This window comes from Gilvimarinus sp. 1_MG-2023 (genome assembly GCF_030548285.1).
In genome coordinates, this window is record NZ_JAUOSC010000012.1 from 39745 (window position 1) to 64737 (window position 24993).

Here is a 24993-nt window from a genome sequence, read left to right on the forward strand (position 1 = left end):
TTCGGCGCAGTCAGTTAGGCAGGCTATACGATGGGCTGGTCTTTACGCACCATTGCAGATCTAAGCGACGCTGAGTTTGGTCAGTGGGCGACGTTGCTGGAAGAGAGAGCGGGTATTCATCTTTCTTTTCCGCAAAAGTCGCTCCTGCAATCTCAACTATCCATTCGCATGCGCGAATTGGGTTACGACAGCTATGCCGAATATTATTCTCTGGTGACCGATGGCTTACAGGGCCGATTAGAATGGTCTATTTTAATCGATCGGATAGCGGTCAAAGAAACCAGTTTTTTTCGTCATCGTGCCTCTTTTGAATTCGTTAGACGCCTACTGCAAGACAAAATCAATAATCAACAACTAACTGAAAGCTTCGATGTATGGAGTGTTGGCTGCTCTACCGGTGAAGAGCCTTACTCGCTGGCTATGGTCATTAATGACTGCTTTGAGCTGGCTCAGCTTGAACCCTACTACGGCGTTACCGCTCTCGATATCAGCTCTACTGCACTGGCTAAAGGGCGACTCGGGCGCTACTTGCCCCGATCATTGGAAAACATGACGGGAGAAGAGTCCAAGCGTTATTGCACTTTGTGTAGTGATGGCAGCTATGAAGTGGTTCGTAAGCTGCGTGACCGTGTATGTTTAACTCACGGTAATGTATTACAAATTCAGGATATGCCAGCGGTGCAAATGGACGTTATATTTTGCCAAAACCTGCTAGTGTATTTTCGTCGCTGGTTGCGACGCGATATTTTGAATTCGCTGGTGGATCGTTTAAAGCCCGGCGGCGCATTGATCATTGGTGTTGGTGAAGTGGTGGAGTGGGATCACCCTCGGTTGCAACGCGTTGCCAACGAAGAAGTTCAGGCCTATGTCCGTCACCAGTAAAAAAACAACGAGGAAGGCGTTAGATGGCAGATAATCGCAACTTCGCGGCCCTAGATTGGGTAATTAACGAAATTGCCGAAACGCTTACCCAAGCAAGGCAGTCGCTGGAGTCCTATGTGCAGGATACCAACGATAAGTCACGCTTGCGCTTTTGTCTGACGCACATTCATCAAGTGCGCGGCAGTTTGCAAATGGTCGAGTTCCACGGCGCCGCTATGCTGGCCGAAGAAATGGAACAATTAACCCAGGCCATGATTGGCGACAGTATTGATAATCCTGGTGAAGGCGCTGAAGTTTTAATGCGCGCCATATTGCAATTTCCTATTTATTTAGATCAGGTTAAATCTTCGCGCCGCGACAACCCACTGGTTGTTTTGCCTTTGTTAAATGATTTGCGCACCGTGCGCGGCGAGTCATTGCTGTCCGATACCAATTTATTTATGCCAGATCTGTCGCCGGCGAAGAAAGTCAGCGGTGAACCACTCGATCTGTTAAAAGATAACGCCCAGTTTAAGGCGACTGTACTGAAATTACGACAAATGTATCAGTACGCTGCGGCAGGTTTTATTAAGTCCGTGAATGCCGATGAAAACCTAGCGTATTTGCAAAAAGTCTTTCAGCGTTTATATCGATTGACCTCGGGTACCGCGCGTCAAAGTCTCTGGCAGATAGCGGTGGCTTTAGCTGAAGCGTTGGAAATGGATGCCGTCGAGTCGAGTGTGTCTATTAAAAATCTTCTACGGCGCCTGGATCGTGAAATAAAAGTTTTGGCTGTGCATGGCACAAAAGCTTTACAAGTGGCCAACGACGATGAGCTGCTGAAAAACTTACTTTACTACGTGGCTCGCTCAGGTAAGCATGCCCCGGGATTCGCCAGTGGCTCCTTTCTTAAACAGGTCTATGAGCAGTATCAGTTAGAGTCAGCCCTGCTAGAAGGCAAGGAGGAGGCCAGTGGTGACAGTTCTCTGTCTAGCCCCGATCCTGAAGCCATGCGTTCGGTGGTCACTGCATTAAAGGTTGAACTGGACGGTGTTAAAAAAGCATTAGATTTGTGTCTGTCGGGTGCTGACAAACAAAAACCACTGAGCGATGCAGTTGCTATTATTAGGCGTGTAGCCGATACCATGGCGGTGTTGGGTATTGGTGATTTGCGTCGATCCATTCTTGATCAAGGCGCTGCATTAGAACTTGCGGTTGAAGGGCAGACAGAGCTGACTTCAGATCAACTAATGGCCGTTGCGGGTCAAATCATCGACATTGAAGGTGAGCTAGATGTGCTCGCCGCCAATGCGGGCAAAAGCCCCGATAAAGTCGTTAAAGACCAGGCAGGTATTACACTTTCCGATGCCAAAGCCTCCGTTATGCGTGAGTCGCGCAATGGCTTAGAGCATGCGAAAGACGCTATCGTTGAATATATTGCTTCGCAGTGGAATCGAGAACATCTTGTTAAAGTGCCACAAATGCTGCGCGATATTCGCGGCAGCTTAGAAATTGTACCGCTGCCTCGGCCCGGTCGTATTCTCAGTGCTTGTGCGCGTTATATTGAAGAGCAGTTATTGCAAAAAGAGCTGACGCCTGAATGGACAACTCTGGACACACTGGCCGATGCGATCACCAGTGTGGAATATTATTTAGAACGGCTCAGCGGTGAAAGCAGCGAAGAAGAAAATGATCTGCTGTTATTAGTGGCTGAAGAGAGTGTGGCGGAGCTGGGTTACGCGGTTACTAAGTTTTCCGGATCTACATCGGCAGACGACAAGGCCGGATCGGACGAACAAGCGTCAGTTGATTTCAGTGATGAACAGGAATTACAGCAGGCCTATGCTTCTGTGGTTGATGCAGATAGTGCATCGCCCGATGATGTCGATTTAGAAATCGATACAGACTCAGAAGTGGAAGTTGGCTCTGATGGTTCACTTGAGCCTGAGCTGGACAACAATGAAACGTTAATCGAAAGCGAAGAGGAATCTGCGCCTCCAGTGGTTCAGGTTGAGGAAGCTGCGCCTGACGAAGACGAAGTTGATGACGAAATTCTCGAAATATTTATTGAAGAAGCCGGTGAAGTTACCGAGGCAATTACCGAGTATTTTCCTCGCTGGGCGCAAGACTTTGAAGATGGTAATTCATTAACAGAATTTCGCCGCGCGTTCCATACGCTTAAAGGTAGTGGGCGCATGGTTGGCGCCCATGATTTAGGTGAGTTGGCTTGGGCTGTGGAGAATATGCTCAATCGTGTTATCGATGGCACAATCAACCCCGGCACGGACCACGTCACTTTCATTGAAAATGTGCGCCTCAAGCTGCCTAGCTTGATTGACGCCTTTGCCCAGAAGCAACCTACGCCAGAGCCCGATGTGATCAGCCGCATGCGAGAGCAGGGTGAGCAGCTCTCTCGTGGGGAGACTCCGTTTGATTTAATGCCCCTTGCATCGACTGAGTCGGGTCAGGCCTCTGAGGCGCCAATCACTGAAGATAATGTAAGTAATCAAATAGAAGAGGATCAAGAAGAACCCTCAGCTATTGACCCTGCCGATGATGACGCACAGTTGTGGGACATTTTTAGTAGCGAAGCGCTCACACATCTGCACCTTGTACAAGAATATATCGATCGTATGGAAGCGGCCCGCCCCTTATTTGAGCCACCCAGCGATGACATGCAAAGAGCACTGCACACGTTAAAAGGCAGTGCGCATATGGCCGATATTACGCCAATTGCCGAGTTAGCAACGCCGCTGGAAAAATTTGTCAAAGAATTGCGCAGCTATCAAATTAATATCAATGACGATATTTTACAGCTACTGCGCGACGGTGTTAGCTATACCCATGAGGCGCTTGAAGAGCTCAATCACGGCACCAGCGTTGTTATTCCCAAGCTAGATCAATATCTGGCACGTGTCGCTGAACTTAGGGAAATATACGTCGCGCCTTTGGCAAAAATGCAAGAGGGCGATGCTAACGGTAAGCGACAAGTCGACCCTGAACTATTGGCAATCTTTATGGCAGAGGAGATGAATGTCCTTCTCGATGCCGATGAATTATTGAATGCTTGGCAGCAACAGCCAGAACCCGTTGACCAGCTGTCGCCTGTTATCGACGAGTTGAAAAATTTAACCCGCGGGGCTGCACATGCCAACCTGCCCCCTATGGCGAGCTTGGGCGATAAACTGTATCAGGTGTACCTGCGCATTATTAATGGCGAGCTACAGTGCCAAGCTGATTTGTGTGCAGACTTGATTCGAATGCACACCGCCCTGCTGGATATGGTCGACGCGGTTGCTGCAGGGCAAAACCTGACGCCAATACCACCGGCCATAGATGCAGCGCTGGCTCAATGGCTTGACGGAGCTTCACCTGGCGCTAGCCTGTTAGCCGAAGCCGAAGCCGAAGCCGAAGCCGAAGCCGAAGCCGAAGCCGAAGCCGAAGCCGAAGCCGAAGCCGAAGCCAGTATTAGTGAAGAAGAAATTGAACTCTCTGCTATTCCCGCCCCCGATGTGGAAGAAGTTAACTTAGGTGAACTCGACTTAGAGGGCTCAGATAATGTTGAATCTTTGCCCGTTGCGGGCATTGATTCAGATATTGAAGCTGAGCTAGATATAGAAATTGAGCTTCGTTCGGAATCAGAGTCAGAACCAGAAGTAGAGTCGGAGCTGGAAGTAGAGTCAGAGCCGGAAGTAGAATCAGCAGAGTTAAATGTCAGTGAAGAAACTGAAGCACCTGTTGAACAAATTGATGATAGCGCCTTTGCTGAAGATGTTGAGGTGGAAGACGAACTCGATGAAGAAATTTTAGAGATTTTCATGGAGGAGGCCGACGAACTCAACGAAGATATTGAGCGCTCGTTGCACGACTGGCAAGAAGACTGGAACAATCAAGATTGTGTCGAAGAGCTTAAGCGTAGCTTGCACACCCTTAAAGGTGGCGCTCGACTGGCGGGTTTAACGGAGTTGGGTGATCTTACCCATGAGTTCGAAAGTAAAATCATCGAACTTAATATCGCCGATATGAACGAAACCATCCATAAGCAGTTGGTCAGTTATCAAGATCGTATCCACCATGGTGTGCAGGTGGTTCGAGCAAAATTGAATGGTGATACTGCCCCTACAGCGCCAAATCCCGTTGGCTCGGCAGCACCAGTTGACGGGTCGGCGGATGTAGAACAGCAGCCGTCAGCGACAATACCGGGTCCAGCTGAAACTGAAACAGTGGAGCAGGGAAAAGTATTGCCGTTTGCCCCCAAGCCTAAACAAAAGCCACAAGCATCAGGCCCTGGCGGCGGCTCGGGACAGGTCGCAACCACCGGTGCGCAGGCACAGCATCTAGCGGCCAAGCGAAGTGGTCCACAAGAGGTTGTAAAAGTATCGGCAGAATTGTTGGAAGAGCTGGTTAACCTAGCCGGTGAAACATCGATTGCTCGTTCGCGTGTAGAAGAGCAGGTAGGTGATGTCGGTACGGCTTTGGATGAAATGGACTCGACCATTGAGCGTCTGCAAGAGCAGTTGCGCCGTTTGGATATTGAAACCGAAGCACAAATATTGTTCCGCCAAGAGCAGTTAGCTCAGCACGAAGATTTTGATCCGCTGGAAATGGACCGTTACTCGGCCCTACAGCAATTGTCGCGATCGCTGGTGGAGTCGGCCTCCGATTTGTTGGATTTGCGTATGACGCTGGCCGACAAAACTCGGGACACCGAAACTCTATTGCTGCAACAGTCGCGTATTAATACCGACTTGCAGGAAGGGCTAATGCGTTCGCGTATGGTGCCCTTTACACGTCTAGTACCTCGCTTGCGCCGGATTGTACGGCAGGCGGCCACTGATTTGGGTAAAGATGTCAGTTTTGAACTCGACAACGTTGAAGGTGAGCTAGACCGGTCGGTGCTAGAGCGCATGATTGCACCGCTGGAGCACATGCTGCGTAACGCCGTTGACCACGGTATTGAAACCAAAGAAGAGCGCGAACAGGCCGGTAAAAATGAAGCCGGCCGAATATCGCTTAATCTGTCTCGCGAAGGCGGTGATGTGGTCTTGCGTCTGACCGATGATGGTCGGGGTATTAACCTTGAGCGTGTGCGGGCCAAAGCCATTGAGCGCGGTCTGATGAGCGATGATGCTCAGCTGTCCGATCAGGACATTATGCAGTTTATTTTGCATGCCGGTTTCAGTACGGCCGATAAGGTTACCCAGATTTCCGGTCGCGGTGTGGGCATGGACGTAGTGCACTCCGAGATTAAGCAGCTAGGTGGCGCTATGTTTATCGCCTCACGCTGGGGTGAGGGCACCGAATTTACCGTTCGCTTGCCATTTACCGTATCGGTGAACCGCGCTCTGATGGTGCAAATCGGCGACGATTACTACGCGATTCCACTCAATACCATTGAAGGTATTGTGCGGGTTAGCCCGTTTGAATTAGAGCATTACTACCAAGATGAATCGGCCCGCTTCGAGTACGCCGGCGAGCAATATTTGGTGCGTTATTTGGGTGCCTTACTAGACAGTGAGGCACTGCCGAAACTGGACAGTCAATCGCTACCTCTGCCCGTTGTGTTGGTGCGCAGTGCAGAAAATACCGTTGCACTACAAGTTGACCGCCTTATGGGTAGCCGCGAAATTGTGGTAAAAACCTTGGGTGCTCAGTTCAGTGCGGTGAGTGGTGTTTCAGGCGCGACCGTAATGGGGGATGGCTCGGTGGTTGTGATCCTCGATCTGCACGCGCTGATTCGTGAGCAACTTGCTCTCGGCTTGGCTGAATCCACGTTGCTCGAGCCGTTTGCTATTAAAGAGGTAGCGCAAGAAGACGACGTAGAAAAAACCGTTATGGTGGTGGATGACTCTGTAACCGTACGTAAAGTTACCGGGCGCTTCTTGGAGCGTGAAGGTTACAATGTAATCACCGCCAAAGACGGTGCCGAAGCCATATTACTGCTGCAGGACCATATTCCTGATGTCATGCTGCTGGATATTGAAATGCCGCGTATGGATGGTTTTGAGGTCGCAAAAAACATTCGCACCAGCTCGCGATTAAAACATTTGCCCATTATTATGATTACCTCACGTACCGGTGACAAACATCGGGAGCGAGCACTGGGCTTAGGGGTGAACCGCTATATGGGTAAGCCCTACCAAGAAGATATCCTGCTGACCAATATCAAAGAATTGGTTGATGGAAGTGAGGACGAATAGATGAGCGCACCGCTGCGACTGGGAGTATTGGTCGATAGCGAAGCGAAATTATCCCTGTTGAAAACCGCCGTGGGTCAGACAGGGCAAAAAATTGAATATTGCGCCTTGGTGCCGTCAGTGGATGACGATAAGCAAACCGAAGTACCCATACTGTCACTGGATGATTTAGATCGTATCAGTGGCTTGGATGCTTGGCTGGTGGACATTATTCACGCCGAAGACGATGCCGGATATGTACCCGGCGCGCCTATTTTAAACGCATTATTGTCGGCTTCGCAGCCGGTGATACTGAATGACAGCAGTGAACTTGGATCAACGCCGGCCGATCGCCTAGCGTGGATTAGGAAAATTAAGTCGCGCCTGCAGCGGCTGATTGGCGAGGTTAACCTGCAACATCAACAAGCCGCGCCAGAGGTCTGGATACTGGCAGCCTCCACCGGAGGGCCGGCAGCGGTGTGCAATTTTTTGCAGGCCTTAGAGCCTAATCTAGGTTTGGGTTTTCTTTATGTTCAGCACATTAATGAGGGCTATTCGCCCACATTAATGAACATGGTGAGTCGCGCTGGAGAGTATCCTGCTGTGATGGGAGAACAGGGTTCGGTCATTCAGGCCAATACCGTTACCTTGGTTGACCCTATGCAACGAGTAGAGGTGCAAGAAAATAGTACGTTGATTTTGCACGATGAGCCATGGGGTGGCTGTTACCAGCCCTCGATTGATCAGCTGGCGGCAAATTTAGCCCGTTCCCACCGCAACCGCTGTGGCATGATTGTGTTTTCAGGGATGGGAGAAGACGGCTCGGCTAGCTGCCGGTTTATCAAGCAGCAAGGTGGCGCGGTTTGGGCTCAAGCGTTGGATGATTGCGTGGTAGATTCCATGCCCACCGCGGCCATCGCAACAGATTGCGTTGAATTTAGTGCAAAACCGAATGAGCTCGCTCAGGCGCTGGCTCAACGTTTGCACAAGCAAGAACCATTTACTGAGGAACCGTTCGCTCATGAGAGCTCAGCAATACATCGAATCTGATTCACATCAGGAAATCGCGAGCTTGTTGATCCCTATTGTCGACAAGTTACTGCTGATGCCCAACGTAACCGTGGCAGAAATTGTGCCGGTCGCGCAAATTTTACCCGTGGCCAATAGCCCCGAATGGTTGCTGGGCGATTTCCCTTGGCGCGAGCGCAATATACCGCTAATGTCCTATGAGTTACTCAATGGCCACGCTAAACCAACGATTAACTCGCGCTCGCGTATCGCCGTACTCAACACATCAGGCAAAGATGAAGATCTTGGCTTTATCGCCATTTTAACTCAGGGGTTACCTCGTTTGGCGCGGGTTACACCCGATGAAATCGCAGAAACCAAAGACGCGCCTCACGACACATACGACGATATGGCCGTGAGCTGGTCGGGTGAGTTGGCTGCTATTCCATCGATTGTTCGCATGGAACAGGCCTATCTGAAGGCACGCCATAATTTCTAACACAGTATGAATAGCAGGAAATGTATGCAACCCAAAGGGTTAGTTGTTTGGTTGATACTGGCACTGCTTGCCAGTGCTTGTGGTGCAGAGCGGGATGAACCGTTCGATCCAGGGGTAACAGATGATGACGACGAAACGGTAGAAAGCATTAGTGTGCGCCGTGTTATCAGTGACGAGCAACCCTTACTGGCTATTGATGGCCAAAAGCAATTGTTAGTGTTGCGCGATGAAGACAATTACTTTTTGTTTCTCGATCGCTACACCGATCAAGCACTGGCTTTCGATCCTGACTTTGATGAAGGGCAAGTTGTACTCATCGACATGGGTGATCGCGACGATAATAATTGTGACTACGCCCTTGAGTTACAGTCGGTGTCGGCGCAGGTAATCGATGACGATGCCGCGCAGGTTAATGTCGACTATGCGCCGCTTAGTGTAGATACCTCCGAGGCCTGTCCCGAGGAAGACGCGTTAAGCATTCGCCCGTTCTACTTTTACTTTGTGGAAACTCGCAGTGAGTTAGTGATTCACGAAACCGTTGATGACTGATCAGTCACAGCTCAATTTTGTAAGTCGCCCCAGAGATACTGCAGTATAGAGATTGCGGAGAGTGGGGCGGTCTCGGTACGCAAAACCCTCGGTCCCAAGGTTAATGCTGCAAAGCCTGCCCCTTGAGCTGCAGTAATTTCTATATCGCTTAAGCCACCCTCGGGGCCCACCAGTAAGGCTGCCGATGAGGGGGGCGAATCACCAATGGCTAAACTCTGGTTGTCGCGATGGTGTAGTACATATTTGTGATCCCCTGCGGCTAACGGCAGGTAATCAGTCAGCGCTGTAAGCTCGGCTAATTCGGGGGGGTGATTGCGCTGGCATTGCTCACAGGCACTGATGGTGATTTGGCGCCAGTGCTGCCACTTTTTAGCGAGCCTGTCGCCTTTCAGTTTTACCTCAGTACGCTCGGTTAGTAGCGGTACGATACGTTTGACACCCAGTTCAGTGGCTTTTTGTAATACCGTGTCGAAGCGCTCCCCTCGAGACAGCCCAATCGCCAGTTCAATCGCCAGAGGCGATTCACGATCGCCGGGTAAAAATTCACCGAGAGCGATAGTCACACATTTTTTACCTACCTGACCCAAAGTGCCCCGATATGCACCGCCCTGGCCGTTAAACAGTTCCAGCACTCGCCCTTCGCTCATGCGCAATACGCGGCTGATGTAGTGAGCTGTGTCACCCCCGAGTTCGAGAGTTGTGTCAGGGGTTAAGGGTTGCTCGGTATAAATTCTGGGTATACGCATACTGTAACCTGTACCAGAAAGGAGTAAGCTGGGTTTGGCCGCTGAGATACCAACAAGGAGGCTATAGTAATGATTGTATCGGGTTTAAAGCACATGATTTACCTATCGAGAGTGCTTTATCACTTGTATTGCTCGCCTTGAGATTGTTAATGGTCAGCGGATCATAACCCTAAAATTTTGAATGCGTATTTTAACCCAAATAGCGACCCTTGCGAGTTTAAGCTGGGAACTTGAGGGATGGATATGAGCCAAAAAACTCGTCACAGGAGCGGAGTATGCGACAATTTGCATTATTTGGGCTGTTGTTATCATTGGGGATGAATGCCCTCGCCGAAAGTTGCCCAGAGCACTTGGGCGGAGAGTATCGCAAGCTTCATGCTTCCGAGTCAGTGAATTTATGTGACGTTATCAATAAAAAGCCCGCTCTAGTGGTGAATACCGCCAGTCACTGTGGTTATACCAAACAGTTTTCGGGGCTCGAAGCGCTGCATCAAAAATACCAAACTGAGGGGTTGGTGGTGATCGGTTTTGCCAGTAACGCGTTTAAGCAGGCAGCAAAATCGGAAGCCGAAGCGGCCGACATCTGTTATACCAATTACGGGGTGAGTTTTACCATGCTGGCGCCCACCGAGGTGACCGGCACTGAGGCCAATGCGTTATTTCGCTGGTTGGCCGAGCAAACCGTAGCGCCTAGCTGGAATTTCAATAAATACCTAATCAACCCAAAAACGGGTGCGGTGAAGCACTTCGACAGTCGAACGGCGCCTAATAGCGAGGCGCTGACCAAAGCAATAGAAGCGGCGCTATAACAAGCCGATTATTCTTGTTCCAGAGAAATATCCCAGTGGCCGTCACTGTCCTGATGCAAATGTATCAAGATGGGTTGGCAGCAGACGTGGCAATCTTCGGTGTAAGAGTGGTCGGCCCCAGCTGATGTATCAATTAATAATGTCAGCTGGGCGTCGCAAAAAGGGCAGTGCGCGGAATGTTCTAATAAACCATTCATCGCTGGTATCCGTTATAAAACCTTAGAAGCGATAGTCTAAGGAGGTAGTAATGGTGGTGAAGCGCTGGTCCTGCACGTGGATTAAGCTTCGATATTCAAAATTTAAGTTTATTTTGGGCGCTATTTTAAAGCCTGCACCAAGCCCCCAAGAGAAATCATCTTCTGAAATAGTGGCCGTGGCGCCATTGCCCACAACGGTGTATTCCAAGTCGGTGTAGCCGAGAAGTGCGTAAAAACTACCGGTTTGGTTTACGGCCTCGGCGCGGTAGTAAACACTCATCGAGTTATCGATATCCATTTTTACTGTACTGGGTACATCCGCTTCTAGCCTTAGCTCTTCATTGCCCAGCCCTTCACTGTAACGAACTTCACCGCCCAGCCAAGCATTGTGTTTGTAGCCGCCAAAGATCTCTGCAGTCCACAGGTTGGCTTTGTGAAACGAAGGACTGTCGTCGACATTCACCGCTGAGGCGCCAACCCCGGCAAAAAAACCTCGATTGCTATCGGCTAAAGCAGAGCCACAAAACAACAATGCAGTGGGTAAAACTAGAGCAGAAATCATTTGGGACAGTTTCATAATCGTTTAACCTTGACGTTAAAAGATCCAGGCAATCAATAGCCAGATCACAATAAAGAAGGAGAAGAATCCTCCCAGTATAAATTGCAGCTCACCGATCAGACCATCACCTGAACTAATGGCAAATACAACCAGCAGCGCCATGGTGACGAAAAATGAAATAACAGCGGCATCTTTAAGACCTACACCAGCACTAAAAATGCCGTCGGTCGCTTCCCCTAGCAAAGGTAGCGCCAGTACAGTGGCAGCCAGGGCGAGCAAGCCTACAACGACGAGGGCGACTAATGTCGCCCGTGCTTGAGTCTTGTCTTTGTCGTCGCTGCTCACGGTGGCGCCTCGTTAGTCGTTGGCTTTAATAATATCGCGCACGGTATTCGGATCGGGCAGTCCTTTGGCGACAATTTCTGGTGAGTCACCTGCGGTATACAGCTCGATAGTGCCAGTACCAAAAACGCGATTCCAGAAGGACTGTTTGACCTTAACCGTGCGAATACTCTTGATATTGAGCTCGGAGCGCTCTTTGCTGAGCAGGCCCTGCTCAAACAAAACGTCTTCGTCGGTAACAACCAGACGCGATGATTTGTTTTTTAAGTGCCACACCAGAAAAATGATGAAGCCGATGCCTACTAAGCAAAGAATTAAAGTCGCAATAAACCCTAGAGGGTTGTTTTTGAACATTACCGGGTTGGCTGCGTAAAGCTCTTTCATGTAGTTAGCCTAGCTCGTGAGTTTTAATCCAACAATGCCCACGAGTATAAGGGCAATACTACCTAGGCGCAAAGCACCGAGCTGCTCGCCGAACAAGAAATACCCCGTAATAACCGTCCCCATCGCGCCAAACCCCATCCAAACCGTATACGCAGTACTTAGGGGCAGTTGGCGCAGGGCCAGAGCCAGCAACGCTAAGCTGCCCACGACGGCAATAAGAGTGAACAAGGTAGGCCACAGGCGGGTAAAGCCATCGGTATATTTGAGCCCGGTCGCCCAAGCAATTTCCAGCAAGCCGGCAAAAAACAGTAATATCCAGGACATAATGGAGCAATCTCGAGGTGGGGCCGTCCCCTTATGCAGGTAGCCTGTGGGTCGTCCCACAGGGCGCTGTTGGCTAAGTCGGGTTGCCCCGCAGCCGACAGCGGTCGGTATCAAGCTATAGCATCGACTAATCTAAGGTTGATATAGTTAAACTTCAATAGGGAAAAGAGACTTTAAGTCATTATGTTAGAAGCCGTGTGGATTGCCTTTGCGTTTAGCTTGGGGTTGTTAGTGCGGGCAGTGGGCTTGCCGCCACTGGTGGGATACCTTGCCGCAGGCTTTGCTATCAGTGGGCTGGGGTATTATACCACTTTGCCGGAACACGGTGATGAGGTGATCTCACACTTGGCGCACTTAGGCGTGTTGCTGTTGCTGTTTACGGTCGGCCTCAAATTGCGCGTACGCAACCTGGTTCAGCCGGAGGTCATTGGCGGTGGTTTACTGCATTTTGTCGCCTCGGTAGCGCTATTAACCCCCGGTATCTATCTTCTGCTCGATATTACTGCGTACGAGGCGCTGCTGCTCGGGGTGGCGCTGTCGTTCTCCAGCACCGTACTGGCGGCTAAGGTGCTGGACAGTAAGCGCGAGCTGCGGGCCTTCCACGGCCGAGTGGCTATTGGTATTTTGGTAATACAAGATTTGTTGGCGCTGCTGGTGATCAGTGTGGCCGGGGGCACCTCTCCTTCGGTGTGGGCGCTATTGGTGTTTGCGCTGCCGCTGGTCCGCCCCCTGTTGTTTAAGTTACTGGATGTTTGCGGTCACGATGAGCTGATGGTGCTCCTTGGCTTGTTGTTAGCTCTGGTTATTGGCGGCTTGGGTTTTGAGGCGCTGGGGTTAAGCTCCGAATTGGGTGCGCTGGCGTTTGGGGTTTTGTTAGCCAAGCACAAGCGTGCCACCGAGCTGTCCAACTCCCTGTGGAGCATCAAAGAGGTCTTTTTGGTCGGCTTCTTTTTACAAATTGGCATGAGTGGCTTGCCCGGAATGGATGCGCTAATACTGGCCGGAGCAGCCACCTTGGCCTTGCCTTTGAAAGGCCTGTTGTTTTTTGTGCTACTGATCGTGTTTAAACTGCGCGCTCGCAGTGCTTTTCTGACATCGCTGGCGCTCACCAATTACAGTGAGTTTGGTCTGATTGTGGCGGCGATTATTTTGCCCCAATGGCTGGTGCCCTTAGCACTGACGGTTGCTGTATCGTTTGTGGTATCAGCGCCGTTAAATCGTATTGCCCACCCATTTTACGAACGCTTAGCCAATAAGTTGTTGGGTTTTGAGCGCAACCTACATCACCCAGATCAGCAACCCATCTCCCTCGGCGAGGCTGAGGTGCTGATCTTTGGTATGGGGCGCACGGGAACGGCGGCGTATGAACAGCTTAAAGACAAGGTGCCGGGCTTAATTGCGTTGGACTCCGATCCAGGTAAGGTCGATCGGCACCGGCGTGAAGGGCGCTCGGTGTTATTTGCCGATGCCGAGGACCAAGTCTTTTGGCAGGGGTTGAAAATGGACAGTGTGCGTGCGGTCATCCTTAGTATGAGCGATATCGAGGCTAAAATGATTGCGGTCAAACAGTTGCGCCAGCGCGGCTTTACCGGCTTTATTGCCTCGCATACTCTGTTTCAGGACGAAGCCGATAAAATTAACGCCGCCGGCGCCGATGAAACCTATTTAACCATGTCGGAAGCTGGTGTCGGCTTGGCTGAGCATGTGCAAGAGGAAGTGTACTCGCGTTCATTGGCAGACGGTTAATCCACAGTAAGGAGTGCTTATGAAAGTTACCGAATTTATGTCGTCGAAGGTGGTCGTGGTCGAGATGGATGACACCCTGAAAACGGTACAGCACTTGTTTGATAAAACGACTTTTCATCATCTGTTGGTGGTGGACAAACAGCAATTGGTCGGCGTTATATCCGATCGTGACCTGCTGCGGGCGTTGAGCCCGAATATTGGCACTGCGGCAGAAACAACCAAAGACTTGGCGAGCTTAAACAAAAAAGCCCATCAAATTATGACGCGCAATCCAGCCACCTTGACGCCCGACGCAGGCCTACCCGAAGCGGTGCAAGTGTTTAACGAGCAATCGGTATCGTGCATCCCCATTATCGATGATGAAAGGCATGTGAAGGGTATTGTCTCTTGGCGCGATATTATGCGGACCTTGGGCGCAGCCTATGCCAAAGCCCGAGCGAAAACCTAAAGCCATTCAAAGCAACAGAGATTAATATGCAAGCTATTGGATTTACTGCAGATAAAACACTGCGCTATCTCAACTGTGAAAAACCTGTGGCAAGGGGCCAAGACATACTGGTGCGAGTAAAAGCCGTTGGTATTAATCCGGTGGACGAAAAAATCCGTAGCCGTGTTACACCGGCGTCGGGCGAGCAGCAAATATTGGGTTGGGATGCCGCTGGTATAGTGGAAGCTATTGGCGACCAAGTACAGGACTTTCAGCCGGGTGATGAGGTTTGGTACGCCGGTGCTATCAACCGGCCCGGCTGTTTTAGTCAGTGGCACTTGGTGGATCAACGTATCGTTTCTCATAAACCGCAAAGTTTAACGTTTAACGCGGCTGCGGCCATGCCTTTAACCTCGATAACCGCATGGGAATTACTGTTTGACCGCTTTGGCGCGAGCAGCGATAGTGAGGGCTATTTATTGGTGATCGGTGGTGCTGGCGGCGTGGGCTCCATGTTAATTCAACTGGCGAAAAAGCTCACTGATCTTAAAGTGATTGCCACCGCCTCGCGCCCCGAAAGTCATGCCTGGGTTAAACACATGGGGGCCGACATAATCATAGATCACGGCCAGCCTCTTGATGTCGAGTTAAAAAAGCTAGGCATTGGTGCCGTGCCTTTGGTGGCATCCTTAACCCATACCGAACAACATTTGCCAAGCATTGTTGAGCTTATCGCCCCTCAAGGTAAGCTCGGTGTCATTGACGATCCATCGGCGCTGGATATCATGCCCTTTAAGCGCAAGTGTGTATCGGTACACTGGGAGTTTATGTTTACCCGGTCACTGTTTAATACGTCCGATATTAAACAGCAGAAGAAAATCTTGCATCAGGTGGCAGCGGCTGTGGATAACGGTGTGCTGCAAAGCACTTTGGCACAAGATTTGGGCCCTATGACGCCGGAAGTTGTTACCCAAGCGTTGAATGAAGTGGCGAGTGGGCGAATGTTAGGTAAGCTGGTTATGGCGGGTATTGAGATTGAGTGATCAGCCTGCGGTTTAACTTAAAGGATACGCCAAAAAGATAAAATGGCCGATATTAACCGTGGCATGAGTTATCACCGCCATGGCAAAACGGCGAGTGTAGGTAAACACCGCGCAATATAAGCTGCCGGCTAACACATAGAGGGCAAAGTAAGGGTGATCGGGCGGTAGGTGTGCTAATGCAAAAAAGATCACGCTAACGATGGCTGCCGCGCCAATAGACAGGCGGCCATCGCCCCATAACTGAGTCAATTGTTGTTGTAACTGTAAGCGAAAAAACGCCTCTTCGGCGAGTACTGTAATACCGATATTAATCAGTAAGAACCACACAATACCTGCGGGCAGCTTGACTTGCCAAGCTACGCCTAAGATGTAAGCCGCCGCTAAAATTATAATCGCCGCCAGTAGCGCCAGCACAAGGCTTAAGCTGAGGCTTTTAGCGCGGCCGGTCACGGGCCATAGCCAGGTGATTACCAGGATTCCTGCTAATCCTTTGCCCAAGTTTGCGTACAGCGTAAAATCTAAGCTGATAAAGTGATAGAGCAGCGGATAATGAAAACCTTCTGGTCGGTAGAGCGCAATAAAAAATCCGAGAGTCAGGCCGAATAGCCACAGCCCCACTTTGCCCGGCTTATGCCAGCGATAGTCTGGCGATGGGTGCCAGGCCGTTAAGGCAAACAGGCAGGCATTAAAGACAAACAGCATTGCCAGTATAGCCAGGGGCAAGGCATCGCAAAGGTAAGCAAATAGCGCCGCCGCAAGTAGGGCAGCACTAAGGTTGGGGCGGGTTAGCAGTGGGTGGGGCATATGCATTCCTTGCGGTGCTGCAATAATTTATACCGTGCGCTGGTAAATTAAATCCCACACGCCGTGGCCCAGCTTTTCGCCGCGCACTTCAAACTTGGTGATCGGGCGGTAGTCGGGGCGCCCGCTAAAACCGCCGGCGCTTTCGGTGTTGGCGTAACCATCGGCGGCCTCCATCACCTCTTGCATATGCTCAGCATAGTTTTCCCAGTCAGTGGCCAAATGCAGAACACCGCCAACGGCTAATTTTTGTCGAATTTTTTGCACAAACTCTGGCTGTACAATACGCCGCTTATTGTGCTTCTTTTTATGCCAGGGGTCGGGGAAATAAATTTGTACGCGGGCTAAACTGTTGTCGGCAATACAGTCGTCCATCACATCCGTGGCATCGGCCATGTATACCTTGAGGTTTTTCACCTCTGCCAGACCCGCGGTCTGAATTAATCGGCCGACACCCGGGGGGTGAACTTCAATGCCGATAAAATCTTTGTCGGGCTCGTTTTGGGCCATCTCTAGAAGTGAGGCGCCCATGCCGAAGCCAATTTCGAGTACCAGTGGTGCCTCCCGGCCAAACGATTGCTCGGTATTTAAGGGGCCTTCGAACAGGCTGGCGCCGTATTGGGGCCAATAGGTTTCAAAGGCTTTTTTTTGGCCGTCGGTCATGCGGCCAGCGCGGATGACAAAGCTGCGAATGGATTTTTTTTTGTATTCGGGGCGAAATTCTTCGGTCATGGTGTGGGTTACTTAAGGTGTTTAAAAGCGGCGATAAACAGGCAAATCCAGCCCAGCATAAAGCACAGGCCGCCAATGGGAGTTATGGGCCCCAGCCAGCGGGCGCCAGTGAGTGCTAAAGCGTAGAGACTGCCACTGAACAGCAGTGTACCTAGTATAAACAGCCCGGCGCTGGCCGTGAGCCAATTGCCCGGTGTTAGTTTAACTAAAATAGCCAACGCTAACAGCGCCAACGCATGGTACATCTGATACTCAACGCCGGTCTGAAAGGCTGATAGTAAGTTGTCCGCAAGCTTATGTTTGAGCCCGTGTGCAGCGAATGCACCGAGGGCGACAGCGATTAAGCCGAAGGCGGCAGCGGTGGCGAGTATCAGCTGTGGCATGGTGGGTTATCTTTAGGTTAAAACAAAAAAGCCGCGCAGGGCGCGGCCTTCCGGTGACAGTGGGCGGGGTTTAGGCAGCCGCTTCCATCATGGTTTTTACTTTTTTCATGGCGTTTTTTTCCAGCTGGCGAATGCGCTCAGCGGATACGCCATACTCGGCGGCCAGATCATGCAAGGTGGATTTACCATCGCTCAGCCAGCGGCGTTGCAAAATGGTACGACTGCGATCATCCAGCTGAGCCATAGCATTTTCAAGCCCATTGACGTTGGTCGCTTCCCAGTCGGCCGCTTCTAATTGCACTGCCGGATCTTGGCGCTTGTCTTCTAGGTAGTGGGCTGGGGCCACAAAGTGGCTGTCTTCGTCTTCGTTTTCCGGTGCGTCGAAAGCCGCGTCGTAAGAAGACAGGCGGCTTTCCATTTCGCGTACATGCTTAACTTCAACGTTTAAGTCTTCGGCCACGGCCTTAGCTTCATCGTTGGTTAGCCATGCTAAGCGCTTCTTCGCACCGCGTAGGTTAAAGAACAATTTGCGCTGGGCCTTGGTGGTGGCCACTTTGACAATGCGCCAGTTCTTTAGAATAAATTCGTGTATTTCGGCTTTAATCCAGTGCACGGCAAAAGAAACTAAGCGCACGCCTTTTTCTGGGTTGAAGCGTTTTACCGCTTTCATAAGGCCGACATTACCCTCTTGGATTAAATCACCCAAGGGTAGGCCGTAACCGTTGTAGGAACGGGCAATGTGCACAACAAAGCGCAAATGGGCCATAATTAGGCGCCGCGCCGCGTCGACATTGTCGTTGTAGTAAAGGTCTTCAGCGAGGTCTTTCTCTTCCTCTTGGGATAAGACGGAAAAACCGCTGACAGCCTGCACATAGGCGTTGAGGTTCGCCCCTGGCGATAGATTCCCCAATGGCTGTAGGCTAGTGCCCATACTCGTAAACTCCCGAAATTTAACCTTAAGTTGTCCCCAAACCGTTCGATCTGGGGTCGTTTAGTCTAGCATTACTACTTGGAGACTGCCAATAACCAAAAGTTCCCATCTTTTGGTAGTCTTTTCAAGGGCTTAGTACATCTTTACCCAGTTGAGTGGGTGCGGGGGATAAAACCGGCTGTTTACTCTGGTTTTATGGCGCGTAAATGACGCCCCACTGCCAACCAGGCGCCAGCGAGGCCTACTAAGCCGGCCAATAGCACCAACTGTAAGCTGGTGTAAAAGTTAAGCCCCTGCAGGTGAAACTCACTGTGATAAAGGTTGGCAAGTTTTGCCACCGGTACCGACAGCCATCCCAAGCCTAAGGCCAATAAAATCAGCGCAATCACTCCGCCGCCTAAACCGTACCAGAGTCCGGTGTACAAAAACGGGCGGCGCACGTAGGCATCGGTTCCGCCGACAAGCTTCACTACCACGATTTCATCGCGGCGATTTTCAATCGCCAAACGAATGGTGTTGCCAATGACCAGCAATAGACCTAGCACCAAGAGCAACGCTAGAAAGAATACGCCACGCGAGGCGAGATCGATCAATTGCTGCAGCCGTTGTACCCACATCATGTCCAGTTTGGCTTCATCGCTCAGGGCGTGATCGTTAAGTGATGCCAGCAGTTGCTCCAGTGCGGCCCCTTGGCTGGCCTCTGCCCGCGGCTGCACCAGAAGAACCGGGGGCAGAGGGTTTTCCTCTAGATCATTTAAAACCTCACCGAGCCCAGAATGCTGGCGAAACTCGGCCAGGGCATCAGAGGGGCTGATGTAGTCTACCTGCTCAATACCCGCCTGTTGGCTCAACTCCGTGCGCCAACGCTCTATGGCCTCGGGGGCCGTCTGGCGCTTGATAAACACGGAGATTTGGCTGGAGTCCTGCCAGTTGTAGCCCAATGCCTGTACGTTTTGCAGCGCTACATACAAGGTGGCGGGTAGAGCAGTGGCAATGGCGACCACCAGCCAGGTCAGCAAGCTTTGCAGGGGGGAGCGGGTTAGCCGGATAAGGCTTTCAATGGCGCAGGTGCTGTGGTGTGCCTGCCAGGCTTCTAGCCGGTCGCGCCACTGGGTTTTACTGTGAATGGCGCCCTTGGGGCGAGCGGGTACTTGGTTGGGGCGGGCCATTATACGCCCCCGCCGGAGACGACCCGGCCCTGCTCTAGATGCAGTACTCGCCGGTTCATGCGTTCGATGAGGTCGATGTCATGGGTGGCGATTACCAGCGTCATCCCCAGCTCGTTAAACTGGCGGAACAAATTCATAATCTCGGCCGACAACTCGGGGTCGAGGTTGCCGGTGGGCTCATCGGCCAGTACCAATGCGGGTTTGTTGACCACCGCGCGGGCGATACCAACGCGCTGCTGTTCCCCGCCGGATAGCGTTATGGGGTTTTGTCGCTCTTTGTGTAGAAGTCCGACTTTGTCCAGAGCGGCCCGCACCCTGCGGCCAATGTCGGCGTTTTGAAAGCCCGCCACCTGCAGGGGCAAGGCGATATTGTCGAATACACTGCGATCGAACAACAATTGATGGTTCTGAAACACGACGCCGATATCGCGCCGGTAGTGGGCAATCTGTTTGGCGCGGATACGCTCAGTGTTGCGCCCGCCCACCACGACTTGGCCGCTGGTGGGGCGTTCCATCAACATAATGAGCTTCATCAGGGTACTTTTACCGGCGCCGGAGTGGCCAGTTAAAAATACCATTTCGCCGCGCTCGATATGAAAGTCCACCCGGCTTAAGGCGTCTTGCCCGGTAGCGTAGCGCTTGCTGACTCCGCTGAATTGAATCACCGGTTAAACAGGGCCTCAACAAAGGGTTTGGCGGCGAAGGGTTGCAGGTCGTCAATACTTTCACCCACGCCAATAAAGCGCACCGGCAAATTAAATTGCTTAGTTAGGGCAAAAATGACCCCGCCCTTGGCGGTGCCGTCGAGCTTGGTTAAGACTAAACCGCTGACGCCCGCGGCCTCGGTAAAGTGCTTGGCCTGGCTGACGGCGTTTTGGCCGGTACCGGCATCCAGTACCAGTAGGGTTTCGTGCGGGGCACTGTCATCGAGTTTGCCCATCACGCGACGCACCTTAGACAGCTCTTCCATTAGGTGGTCTTTATTGTGCAGACGGCCGGCGGTATCGGCGATGACGACATCAGTGCCGCGCGATTTAGCCGCTTGTACCGCATCGAAAATAACCGAGGCGCTGTCAGCGCCCGTGTGCTGGGCAATAACGGGTACCGCATTGCGCTCGCCCCACACTTGTAGCTGCTCCACCGCGGCGGCGCGGAAGGTATCCCCCGCGGCCAGCATCACCGACTTGCCCTCGTTTTGCAGGCGTTTGGCCAGCTTGCCGATGGTGGTGGTTTTCCCCACCCCATTGACGCCGACAATCAAAATCACAAACGGCGAGTGACTGGTATCGATACTCAGTGGTGCCTCAGCCGGGGCGAGTAGCTCGCCCAGCGCTTCTTGCAAGGCGGTGAACAGCGCTTGTGGGTCAGATAATTGCTTGCGCGCTACCCGGTCGGTGAGATCGGCAATAATGGACTCGGTCGCCTCCATTCCCACATCGGCCACCAACAGCTGGGATTCAATATCCTCCAGCAGCTCGTCGTCGATTTCTTTTTTACCCAAAAATAGATTGCCGAGGCCCTCAGAAAACTGCCCGCTGGTGCGCGACAAACCGCGTTTAATACGACCGAAAAAGCCCTCTTTGGCGGGTTTTTCCGGTGGCTCGGAAGCCTGAGTGGCAGGCTCTGGAGCGCTGGGCTCTTGTGTGTTGGGCTCAGGCTTTTGGCTGATGTCGGTTTGGGGCTCTTCAGGAGCGCCTTTTTTAAAGCGTTTGAAAAACATGGGTGCAGGTAACCCTTATGGAGAATCAACAAAGGCGCTATCCTACCACTTCTCAGGAGTAGGGAGAGACCGTTGTGTCCAAATCGCGGGCAAGAGCAAAAAAAACCATCGTAAAGCCGCAAGTTTTGCGCATTATTGGCGGTCGTCACCGCGGCCGCAAGCTACCCGTGGCCGATGTGGACGGGCTGCGCCCCACTGGGGATCGCATTCGCGAAACACTGTTTAATTGGTTGGCGCCTTGGTTGCCGGGTTCGCGCTGCCTGGATTTATTCGCCGGTACCGGCGCGTTGGGGCTGGAGTCGCTCTCGCGCGGGGCCAGTTTGGTGGAGTTGTGGGAACAGCACCCCGCGGCGGCCAAAGCCATCGCCGAGTCTTTGCAGCTATTGCAGGCGCCCGAGGCACACTTGCGCCGAGGCGACACCTTGGCCGCGCTGGCCCAAGCACCTAAAGAGCCCTTCGATGTGGTGTTTCTCGACCCACCCTTTGCCGCCGATTTGTGGCAAAGCTGCATTGACGCGTTAGCCCCTTGGCTGGCGTCAGAGGCTTGGGTGTACATTGAATCTCCGCTTGAGGCGCGTTATCAGGTGCCAGTTAATTGGCAAGTGCACCGGCAAAAGCAGGCGGGCCGGGTCTGCTATGCTTTGTTTCGGGTGCTATAAGACTGAATAACCACCCGGCGAGTGGTCGGGCTGGTAACGCGCTGATGATTTTTGTAGTATCCGCCCCTTAAAACCCCAATTGAGAATAATGCTATGCGCAAGGTCGTCTACCCGGGCACGTTTGACCCGATCACCAATGGCCACAAAGATCTGGTAGAGCGCGCTTGCCGCCTGTTTGATCATGTCGTCGTCGCTGTGGCAGCCAGTACCCGAAAGCAACCTTTGTTTGATCTGGAAGCTCGGGTGGCGCTAGCGCAAGAGACGCTGGCGCACTTGGATAATGTCGAGGTGTGTGGTTTTGATAACTTGTTGGTGGAATTCGTTAACGACCAGGGTGCCCATGGCGTATTGCGGGGTTTGCGTGCGGTGTCGGATTTTGAATACGAATTTCAGCTGGCCAATATGAATCGGGCCCTGGACCCGGAAATGGAAAGTTTATTTTTAACTCCGGCGGAGCACCTCTCTTATATCTCCTCTTCCATTGTGCGCGAAATCGCCGCCTTGGGTGGTGATGTCAGTAAGTTTGTCACCCCCGAGGTTGAGCTGGCACTTAAATCTAAATTCCAGGGGCGCCGCTAGCGTCTCGTGCTGGCTCGGCCGGCTTGTCTTAATAAATATATTGAGCTGGCAGCAGCGAAAGCTTGCCAGCTGAGAGGAAAAAACGAGATTAAGTAAAGTTCGTTAGGTGATAAAAGGTTAAGGCTTGTTGGCAGGAACCGTGGTGCTTTTACGAATCACAAATTCCGCCGGTAATACATTTTCTTGTTGTACCAGCTCTTGCCCGTCGAGCAAACGCAACAGTATATCCATCGCCAAGCGGCCCATTTCATCTGCCGGTTGAGTCACCGTAGTTAAACTCGGGTCGCAATAGCGCGCATAGCTAATATCATCAAACCCAGTTACCGAAATATCTTCCGGCACTTTTAGCCCTTGCGCTTTAAAGGTTTGGATCGCCCCAATTGCCATTTCATCATTCATACAAAACACCGCTGTTGGCAGTGGCGTCATGTGGCAAAACTGCTTGGCGCTGTTGAGACCCGACCAAGCGGTGTAATCCCCTTCGGCAAGTAATGCGTGATCGTGCTCTATGCCAGCGACCGCTAGCGCCTCATAAAAACCCGCTAAGCGGTCTTTGGTGTGAGGGTTTGTGCTAGGGCCGGAAATAACCCCAATTCGGCGGTGACCGAGGGAAATTAAATACTCCACCACAGAGCGCGCTGCGCCGCGGTTGTCGATTCGCACTCGCGGTCCGGAGCTGGCTTCGCAGTCAGACACTTTGACATAAGGTATGTCCTCGCCAATGGCGAGAGGTGAGCTTGGGTTATCGGGATGCAATTGAATAACGCCATCGGCCATACGCGTTTCTACCCGCTGCACATAGGCTTTCTCTCGCTCGGGCAGGCCGTGGGTGTTGCCCAACAAAACCGCATAGCCTTTTTGTTGGGCGCGCTCTTCGATTGCCCGCACAATTTGCGCTGAAAACGGGTTGGTGATGTTGGGTACTAAAACCACTATGGTATGGCTTTTCGCTGAACGAAAGCTGCGTGCCAGCATATTCGGCCGGTAGCCCACCCGCTCAATGGCCGCATGCACTTTGTCCAACCGAGCCTGCGACACTTTATGGGGGTCACTAAGCGCACGCGAAACCGTCGCGACGGAAACCCCAGCTTCTTTGGCTACATCTCGAATGTTGGACACGGCAGGCTCGTTTGGTTTTTTGTTGGTGTGGTGGGATATTAGCATACTGGTGGGAGTGGGTTGGCCTTGGTGGCTCTTAGGTTTATACGCCGGGCCTCAACCATCTGGCTTTCTCGGCAACATATTATCGCTGGGATGAAAATAAGATTTCGACTTTTGGAGTAGGTGCTTTTTACTGCAAAAGGTAACCAAGTCGCTCATGCGCAAAATTCAGGCTAGCTTGTGGGCGTTTTCAGTGCATTAACCTTCTTTATACAAGCTGACCCACTGAAATAAACCTGAGCTTGCCTCACTTTAGTGGGTACATTAGGTCAGGCATCTGGAGGTGAAAGTGCTGAACTATACAAACCCATGTAAAGCATGGGAATATTCAAGAGAGTTTAACGTTCGGACGGTAAAAATGAGCTGCTGTACGACTGTGAACTTGCCCCCATTTTAGTAACATCACCTAGATGATGTTCGTTTGATTTTTGTGACAGGCTGTAAGGGACGTTATGAATCCGGTTGATATTGGCAAGGCCTACGATCAAATCACGCACTTATGGCAGAGTGAGAAGTTTAATCTTTTAAATGGTATAGAACCTCACAAGAAGGCTGTTTCTTTTGTTAAAACCACCGGTACGGCGTTGGATATTGGGTGTGGCTGTACGGGCAGATTTATCGATTTGTTATTGGCTGAAGGCTTTACCCCAGAAGGGGTGGATATATCTGCAAAGAAAATTGCTCTGGCCCAAAAGAAGCATCCAGAACTTACCTTTTACCATAAAGATATTTGTACGTGGGCTATACCTCGAAAATACGATTTTATTACAGCGTGGGATAGTCTTTGGCATATTCCATTGAATGAGCAGAGACGTGTTCTTACCAAAATCGTCGAGAGTTTAAACAAAGGCGGGGTGTTTATCTTCTCTTTCGGAGGAACGGACGAGCCTGATGATCACACGGACAGTTTTATGGGCCCGGAGGTCTACTATTCAACCTTGGGCACGAGCGGCTTCTTATCTGTATTAATGGAGCTTGGGTGCATATGCAAGCATCTTGAATTTGATCAACACCCAGAATTTCATGCATACATTATCGTACAAAAAGCCTAAAAGGCGTACGTTGATAAGGGTAAAAACGAAGGTGTTTATCTTATAGGTGTTTGTCTTCAGTTCCATAACTTAGATATTTTGAGTCGCCCTATAATAGTGGTGAAAGCCTCGATTCCCAGCTTTTAATACGTTTTCA

Annotated in this window: 26 protein-coding genes; 12 read left to right on the forward strand and 14 right to left on the reverse strand. The window is 51.4% G+C overall.

Going from position 1 to position 24993, the window contains the following annotated elements; all coding sequences use genetic code 11:
- Positions 1-30: 30 nt before the first annotated feature.
- From Q4563_RS12745 to Q4563_RS12765, 5 genes are read left to right on the forward strand one after another with little or no spacing between them, the layout of a single operon-like run.
- Positions 31-882, forward strand: coding sequence for a CheR family methyltransferase (locus Q4563_RS12745; RefSeq protein WP_215974902.1), 852 nt, complete (start codon positions 31-33; stop codon positions 880-882).
- 23 nt (positions 883-905) lie between these two features.
- Positions 906-7061, forward strand: a complete 6156-nt coding sequence (locus tag Q4563_RS12750; protein ID WP_303604739.1) for a hybrid sensor histidine kinase/response regulator — start codon at positions 906-908, stop codon at positions 7059-7061.
- Positions 7062-8087 (forward strand): chemotaxis protein CheB, encoded by a 1026-nt coding sequence (locus Q4563_RS12755; protein WP_215974900.1) that lies wholly within the window; start codon positions 7062-7064, stop codon positions 8085-8087.
- Positions 8059-8544 carry a chemotaxis protein CheW gene (locus Q4563_RS12760; RefSeq protein WP_303604740.1) on the forward strand — a complete coding sequence of 162 codons (486 nt, stop codon included), beginning with the start codon at positions 8059-8061 and terminating at the stop codon, positions 8542-8544. The genes Q4563_RS12755 and Q4563_RS12760 overlap by 29 nt, the downstream gene beginning before the upstream one ends.
- A 24-nt stretch (positions 8545-8568) precedes the next feature.
- Entirely contained in the window at positions 8569-9093 is a 525-nt protein-coding gene (locus Q4563_RS12765) for a hypothetical protein (RefSeq protein ID WP_303604741.1), read from the forward strand.
- Between the two features lie 11 nt (positions 9094-9104).
- Here Q4563_RS12765 and Q4563_RS12770 read toward each other — a convergent pair whose 3' ends face one another.
- Complete coding sequence (locus tag Q4563_RS12770; protein ID WP_303604742.1) at positions 9105-9839, reverse strand: 16S rRNA (uracil(1498)-N(3))-methyltransferase; 735 nt, start codon at positions 9837-9839, stop codon at positions 9105-9107.
- Between the two features lie 275 nt (positions 9840-10114).
- Here Q4563_RS12770 and Q4563_RS12775 point away from each other — a divergent pair, with 275 nt between their 5' ends.
- Complete coding sequence (locus Q4563_RS12775) at positions 10115-10648, forward strand: glutathione peroxidase (protein ID WP_303604743.1); 534 nt, start codon at positions 10115-10117, stop codon at positions 10646-10648.
- A gap of 8 nt (positions 10649-10656) precedes the next feature.
- Here Q4563_RS12775 and Q4563_RS12780 read toward each other — a convergent pair whose 3' ends face one another.
- Genes Q4563_RS12780 through Q4563_RS12800 form a run of 5 tightly spaced genes read right to left on the reverse strand, consistent with a single transcriptional unit; the run spans position 10657 to position 12454 of the window.
- Positions 10657-10845 carry a CPXCG motif-containing cysteine-rich protein gene (locus Q4563_RS12780; protein WP_215974895.1) on the reverse strand — a complete coding sequence of 63 codons (189 nt, stop codon included), beginning with the start codon at positions 10843-10845 and terminating at the stop codon, positions 10657-10659.
- Positions 10846-10867: 22 nt separating this feature from the next.
- Positions 10868-11422, reverse strand: a complete 555-nt coding sequence (locus tag Q4563_RS12785) for a porin family protein (RefSeq protein WP_215974894.1) — start codon at positions 11420-11422, stop codon at positions 10868-10870.
- 18 nt (positions 11423-11440) lie between these two features.
- The gene (locus tag Q4563_RS12790; RefSeq protein ID WP_215974893.1) at positions 11441-11749 is read right to left on the reverse strand and encodes a hypothetical protein; all 309 of its coding nucleotides are present in this window, start codon (positions 11747-11749) and stop codon (positions 11441-11443) included.
- Between the two features lie 12 nt (positions 11750-11761).
- Complete coding sequence (locus Q4563_RS12795) at positions 11762-12130, reverse strand: PH domain-containing protein (RefSeq protein WP_215974892.1); 369 nt, start codon at positions 12128-12130, stop codon at positions 11762-11764.
- Between the two features lie 9 nt (positions 12131-12139).
- Positions 12140-12454 carry a DMT family transporter gene (locus Q4563_RS12800; protein ID WP_215974891.1) on the reverse strand — a complete coding sequence of 105 codons (315 nt, stop codon included), beginning with the start codon at positions 12452-12454 and terminating at the stop codon, positions 12140-12142.
- Between the two features lie 183 nt (positions 12455-12637).
- Between Q4563_RS12800 and Q4563_RS12805 the strand changes: the two genes are divergently transcribed.
- From Q4563_RS12805 to Q4563_RS12815, 3 genes are read left to right on the forward strand one after another with little or no spacing between them, the layout of a single operon-like run.
- Positions 12638-14200 carry a cation:proton antiporter family protein gene (locus Q4563_RS12805; RefSeq protein WP_303604744.1) on the forward strand — a complete coding sequence of 521 codons (1563 nt, stop codon included), beginning with the start codon at positions 12638-12640 and terminating at the stop codon, positions 14198-14200.
- A gap of 19 nt (positions 14201-14219) precedes the next feature.
- A complete protein-coding gene (locus Q4563_RS12810) occupies positions 14220-14648 on the forward strand; it encodes a CBS domain-containing protein (RefSeq protein ID WP_215974889.1) in 429 nt (142 codons plus the stop codon).
- Positions 14649-14674: 26 nt separating this feature from the next.
- Positions 14675-15670, forward strand: a complete 996-nt coding sequence (locus Q4563_RS12815) for a zinc-binding alcohol dehydrogenase family protein (RefSeq protein WP_303604745.1) — start codon at positions 14675-14677, stop codon at positions 15668-15670.
- A 12-nt stretch (positions 15671-15682) separates the two neighbouring features.
- Here the strand turns inward: Q4563_RS12815 and Q4563_RS12820 are convergent, their stop codons facing one another.
- From Q4563_RS12820 to ftsY, 7 genes are all read right to left on the reverse strand, one after another.
- Positions 15683-16474 carry a CPBP family intramembrane glutamic endopeptidase gene (locus Q4563_RS12820; protein ID WP_303604746.1) on the reverse strand — a complete coding sequence of 264 codons (792 nt, stop codon included), beginning with the start codon at positions 16472-16474 and terminating at the stop codon, positions 15683-15685.
- A gap of 27 nt (positions 16475-16501) precedes the next feature.
- Positions 16502-17203, reverse strand: coding sequence for a tRNA (guanosine(46)-N7)-methyltransferase TrmB (trmB, locus tag Q4563_RS12825; RefSeq protein ID WP_303604747.1), 702 nt, complete (start codon positions 17201-17203; stop codon positions 16502-16504).
- Positions 17204-17211: 8 nt separating this feature from the next.
- Complete coding sequence (locus Q4563_RS12830; protein ID WP_215974885.1) at positions 17212-17586, reverse strand: DUF423 domain-containing protein; 375 nt, start codon at positions 17584-17586, stop codon at positions 17212-17214.
- A 70-nt stretch (positions 17587-17656) separates the two neighbouring features.
- Positions 17657-18517 (reverse strand): RNA polymerase sigma factor RpoH, encoded by an 861-nt coding sequence (gene rpoH, locus Q4563_RS12835; RefSeq protein WP_303604748.1) that lies wholly within the window; start codon positions 18515-18517, stop codon positions 17657-17659.
- Positions 18518-18699: 182 nt separating this feature from the next.
- Positions 18700-19686 carry a permease-like cell division protein FtsX gene (gene ftsX, locus Q4563_RS12840; protein ID WP_215974883.1) on the reverse strand — a complete coding sequence of 329 codons (987 nt, stop codon included), beginning with the start codon at positions 19684-19686 and terminating at the stop codon, positions 18700-18702.
- On the reverse strand, positions 19686-20351 hold the full coding sequence (gene ftsE / locus Q4563_RS12845) for a cell division ATP-binding protein FtsE (protein ID WP_215974882.1): 666 nt from the start codon (positions 20349-20351) through the stop codon (positions 19686-19688). The genes ftsX and ftsE overlap by 1 nt, the downstream gene beginning before the upstream one ends.
- Positions 20348-21406: a signal recognition particle-docking protein FtsY gene (gene ftsY, locus Q4563_RS12850; protein ID WP_303604749.1), complete on the reverse strand. Its 1059-nt coding sequence runs from the start codon at positions 21404-21406 to the stop codon at positions 20348-20350. Before ftsY ends, ftsE begins: the two co-directional genes overlap by 4 nt.
- 74 nt (positions 21407-21480) lie before the next feature.
- On the opposite strand from ftsY, the gene rsmD reads away from it, so the two are divergent.
- Positions 21481-22065: a 16S rRNA (guanine(966)-N(2))-methyltransferase RsmD gene (gene rsmD / locus Q4563_RS12855; protein ID WP_303604750.1), complete on the forward strand. Its 585-nt coding sequence runs from the start codon at positions 21481-21483 to the stop codon at positions 22063-22065.
- A 93-nt stretch (positions 22066-22158) separates the two neighbouring features.
- On the forward strand, positions 22159-22644 hold the full coding sequence (coaD, locus tag Q4563_RS12860; protein ID WP_303604751.1) for a pantetheine-phosphate adenylyltransferase: 486 nt from the start codon (positions 22159-22161) through the stop codon (positions 22642-22644).
- A gap of 117 nt (positions 22645-22761) precedes the next feature.
- Here coaD and Q4563_RS12865 read toward each other — a convergent pair whose 3' ends face one another.
- Complete coding sequence (locus tag Q4563_RS12865; RefSeq protein WP_303604752.1) at positions 22762-23763, reverse strand: LacI family DNA-binding transcriptional regulator; 1002 nt, start codon at positions 23761-23763, stop codon at positions 22762-22764.
- A gap of 494 nt (positions 23764-24257) precedes the next feature.
- Between Q4563_RS12865 and Q4563_RS12870 the strand changes: the two genes are divergently transcribed.
- Positions 24258-24857, forward strand: a complete 600-nt coding sequence (locus Q4563_RS12870; protein ID WP_303604753.1) for a class I SAM-dependent methyltransferase — start codon at positions 24258-24260, stop codon at positions 24855-24857.
- The last annotated feature ends 136 nt before the right edge of the window (positions 24858-24993 follow it).

Excerpts from the sequence above, each read along its gene's own strand:
- Q4563_RS12765 (WP_303604741.1), top strand. The coding sequence starts at position 8,569 with ATGCAACCCAAAGGGTTAGTTGTTTGGTTGATACTGGCACTGCTTGCC.
- Q4563_RS12745 (WP_215974902.1), top strand. The coding sequence starts at position 31 with ATGGGCTGGTCTTTACGCACCATTGCAGATCTAAGCGACGCTGAGTTT.
- Q4563_RS12750 (WP_303604739.1), top strand. The coding sequence starts at position 906 with ATGGCAGATAATCGCAACTTCGCGGCCCTAGATTGGGTAATTAACGAA.
- Q4563_RS12775 (WP_303604743.1), top strand. The coding sequence starts at position 10,115 with ATGCGACAATTTGCATTATTTGGGCTGTTGTTATCATTGGGGATGAAT.
- ftsX (WP_215974883.1), bottom strand. The coding sequence starts at position 19,686 with ATGGCCCGCCCCAACCAAGTACCCGCTCGCCCCAAGGGCGCCATTCAC.
- Q4563_RS12805 (WP_303604744.1), top strand. The coding sequence starts at position 12,638 with ATGTTAGAAGCCGTGTGGATTGCCTTTGCGTTTAGCTTGGGGTTGTTA.
- Q4563_RS12785 (WP_215974894.1), bottom strand. The coding sequence starts at position 11,422 with ATGAAACTGTCCCAAATGATTTCTGCTCTAGTTTTACCCACTGCATTG.
- Q4563_RS12810 (WP_215974889.1), top strand. The coding sequence starts at position 14,220 with ATGAAAGTTACCGAATTTATGTCGTCGAAGGTGGTCGTGGTCGAGATG.
- Q4563_RS12760 (WP_303604740.1), top strand. The coding sequence starts at position 8,059 with ATGAGAGCTCAGCAATACATCGAATCTGATTCACATCAGGAAATCGCG.
- coaD (WP_303604751.1), top strand. The coding sequence starts at position 22,159 with ATGCGCAAGGTCGTCTACCCGGGCACGTTTGACCCGATCACCAATGGC.
- Q4563_RS12815 (WP_303604745.1), top strand. The coding sequence starts at position 14,675 with ATGCAAGCTATTGGATTTACTGCAGATAAAACACTGCGCTATCTCAAC.
- trmB (WP_303604747.1), bottom strand. The coding sequence starts at position 17,203 with ATGACCGAAGAATTTCGCCCCGAATACAAAAAAAAATCCATTCGCAGC.
- rpoH (WP_303604748.1), bottom strand. The coding sequence starts at position 18,517 with ATGGGCACTAGCCTACAGCCATTGGGGAATCTATCGCCAGGGGCGAAC.
- Q4563_RS12780 (WP_215974895.1), bottom strand. The coding sequence starts at position 10,845 with ATGAATGGTTTATTAGAACATTCCGCGCACTGCCCTTTTTGCGACGCC.
- Q4563_RS12795 (WP_215974892.1), bottom strand. The coding sequence starts at position 12,130 with ATGAAAGAGCTTTACGCAGCCAACCCGGTAATGTTCAAAAACAACCCT.
- Q4563_RS12800 (WP_215974891.1), bottom strand. The coding sequence starts at position 12,454 with ATGTCCTGGATATTACTGTTTTTTGCCGGCTTGCTGGAAATTGCTTGG.
- Q4563_RS12770 (WP_303604742.1), bottom strand. The coding sequence starts at position 9,839 with ATGCGTATACCCAGAATTTATACCGAGCAACCCTTAACCCCTGACACA.
- Q4563_RS12755 (WP_215974900.1), top strand. The coding sequence starts at position 7,062 with ATGAGCGCACCGCTGCGACTGGGAGTATTGGTCGATAGCGAAGCGAAA.
- Q4563_RS12830 (WP_215974885.1), bottom strand. The coding sequence starts at position 17,586 with ATGCCACAGCTGATACTCGCCACCGCTGCCGCCTTCGGCTTAATCGCT.
- Q4563_RS12820 (WP_303604746.1), bottom strand. The coding sequence starts at position 16,474 with ATGCCCCACCCACTGCTAACCCGCCCCAACCTTAGTGCTGCCCTACTT.
- Q4563_RS12870 (WP_303604753.1), top strand. The coding sequence starts at position 24,258 with ATGAATCCGGTTGATATTGGCAAGGCCTACGATCAAATCACGCACTTA.
- ftsY (WP_303604749.1), bottom strand. The coding sequence starts at position 21,406 with ATGTTTTTCAAACGCTTTAAAAAAGGCGCTCCTGAAGAGCCCCAAACC.